General features: G+C 71.1%; 3 protein-coding genes. 2 read left to right on the top strand and 1 reads right to left on the bottom strand.

Annotation, left to right across the window (positions count from 1 at the left end; all coding sequences use genetic code 11):
- Window positions 1-458 (bottom strand): DUF1259 domain-containing protein (locus FNH05_RS36225; protein WP_144593348.1); only part of this gene is annotated, 458 nt, incomplete at its 3' end.
- A gap of 121 nt (window positions 459-579) precedes the next feature.
- On the opposite strand from FNH05_RS36225, the gene FNH05_RS36220 reads away from it, so the two are divergent.
- Complete coding sequence (locus FNH05_RS36220; protein ID WP_222426816.1) at window positions 580-1,290, top strand: response regulator transcription factor; 711 nt, start codon at window positions 580-582, stop codon at window positions 1,288-1,290.
- On the top strand, window positions 1,287-2,348 hold a 1,062-nt coding region (locus tag FNH05_RS36215; protein ID WP_144593346.1), incomplete at its 3' end, for a HAMP domain-containing protein. The genes FNH05_RS36220 and FNH05_RS36215, both read left to right, overlap by 4 nt.

Genomic DNA, 2,348 nt, shown 5'->3' with positions numbered 1-2,348 from the left:
GCGTGGAAGTGAGTCCACCAGACGGGTGGGGTTTGTTCGAGCAGGTGTTTGTGCAGGGCGGTCTGCTGGATGCCGTGGGCCTGCAGCGCATCGGTCACCTTCGGTAGTTCGGCCTCGGTGACGACCAGGTCGCCCATGGTCAGGGTGGTGTCGGCATAGCGGGTGAAGGTGGCGTAGCCGCCCAGCGACAGTCCGGGTTTGATCGTCACACCGTCGGTGATGACCGTGAGGTCGGAGCGGGTCAGTGGGATTCGGTAGACGCTGTTGGTGTCCAGCTTGCCGGTGCGGCCCAGGGCGTCGGCGACTCCTTTCCAGTCCGCCTCGGTGGTGGCGACCGGGGCCTGCCCGGCGCGGTCCGCGGTGGGCGCGTTGCCGCCCCTGGTGCAGGCGGTCAGGGGCGTGAGCAGCAGCGCCATCAGCGACAGCGCCACCATGAGGGTGTGAGGCCGTGGTTGCATGGGTCTTGGGTAGCGCGGCGAGATGAAGCTGCCATGAAGATCATCCGCCGTCCACCCGACCGGGCAGGCAGGCTTGACCGCACAGGGGCTAACGCTCGTGTGGTGGGAGGAGGTGACGAGGGTGCGGGTGCTGGTGGTCGAGGACGAACCGAAGATGGCCGGGCTGCTGCGGCGGGGCCTGACCGAGGAAGGCTACGCGGTGGACCTCGCCCGCGACGGGCCGGAAGGGTTCGCCGCCGCGCTCAGCCGTCACTACGACGCGATGGTGCTCGACGTCATGCTGCCCGGGCGGTCCGGTTTCCTGGTGTGCCGCGACCTGCGCCAGCACCGGGTGTGGGTGCCGGTGCTGCTGCTCACCGCGCGGGACGGGATCTCCGATCGCATCCACGGCCTGGACGGCGGGGCCGACGACTACCTGACCAAGCCTTTTCATCTCGGTGAGTTGTTCGCCCGGCTGCGCGCGCTGATCCGGCGCGGCCCGATCACCCGCCCCGCCGTGCTGGCCGCCGAGGACCTGCGGCTGGACCCGGCTGCCCGGCGGTGCTGGCGGGGCGAGCGCGAGATCACCCTGACCGGCAAGGAGTTCGCCCTGCTGGAGGTCCTGCTGCGCCACCCCGGGCAGGTGTTCACCCGCGACGCGCTGCTGGAACACTGCTGGGACTTCGCCTACGAGTCCCGCTCCAACGTCGTCGATGTCCACATCCGATCGCTACGGGACAAAATCGACCGCCCGTTCGCGGCAACCTCCCTGGAAACCGTGCGCGGCCTCGGCTACCGCATCAGCGCCGACGGCGGACAACCCGGCCCTGGCACAGGGCGGTCCCGGCCGTGACCGGCTGGCCACTGCGGGCACGGCTGACCGTGTGGTCGGTCGCCGTGATGGCCCTCGTGCTGGCCGGGGTGGGCATCGGCACGGTGCTGCATTTCCAGAGCGCCTACGACGAATCCATCGACACCACCTTGCAGGCCCGGCTGCACGACCTGCAAACCCCCGGCGCCGTCCTCACCGACCCGGCCGGCAGCACCGAGGGCGTCGAACAACTGCTCGACCATGGCGGTGGCGTGCTCAGCGGCTCCCGCGTGCTCGGCGACCAGTCGCTGCTCGACCGCCCCGAACTGGGCACTGCCGCGGCGGGTCCACTGCACACCGAGCACACTGTCGCGCCCGGGCTCACCGGACCGGTTCGCATCCTCGCCGCCCCCGCATCCGACGGCCACATCGCCGTGGTCGCCGCCGGTCTCGCCGGACGCGAGGACGCCGTCGCCGATATGCGCCGCGAACTGGCCGTCGCCTTCCCGCTCGTCCTGGCCGCTGTGGCGGTCGGCGCCTACCTCGTGGTCGGAGGTGCGTTGCGGCCGGTGGAACGCCTGCGTGCCCACGCCGAACGGATCAGCGCCGAGGACACTCACCAGCAACTTCCCGTGCCCCCCACCCGCGACGAACTGGCCCGGCTCGGCGAGACCCTCAACGCGATGTTGGCCCGGCTGCGCACCGCGCTCGACCGCGAGCGGCAGTTCGCCGCCGACGCCAGCCACGAACTCCGCACGCCGCTGAGCCTGCTCACCACCGAACTCGAACTCGCCCTGCGCCGCCCTCGCAGCAACCCCGAACTGGCCGCAGCCCTGCGCTCCGGCCTGGACGAAACACGCCGGCTCACCACACTCGCCCAGGACCTGCTGCTGCTGGCCCGCACCGAACAACACCCGAGCGGCCCCATCGTCGCCACCACGCTGGCCCCGCTGCTGACCTCCCTCGCCCACACCTCCAGCGACATCACCGTGGACTGCCCACCCGACCTGGCGGCGCGGGCCGACCCCGACAGTCTCGACCGGGCCCTGCGCAACGTGCTCGACAACGTCCAGCACCACGGCCACGACCCGATCCACATC

Source organism: Amycolatopsis rhizosphaerae (assembly GCF_007713715.1).
GTDB lineage: Bacteria > Actinomycetota > Actinomycetes > Mycobacteriales > Pseudonocardiaceae > Amycolatopsis_E > Amycolatopsis_E rhizosphaerae.
This window is presented reverse-complemented; position numbering and strand designations above follow the sequence as displayed.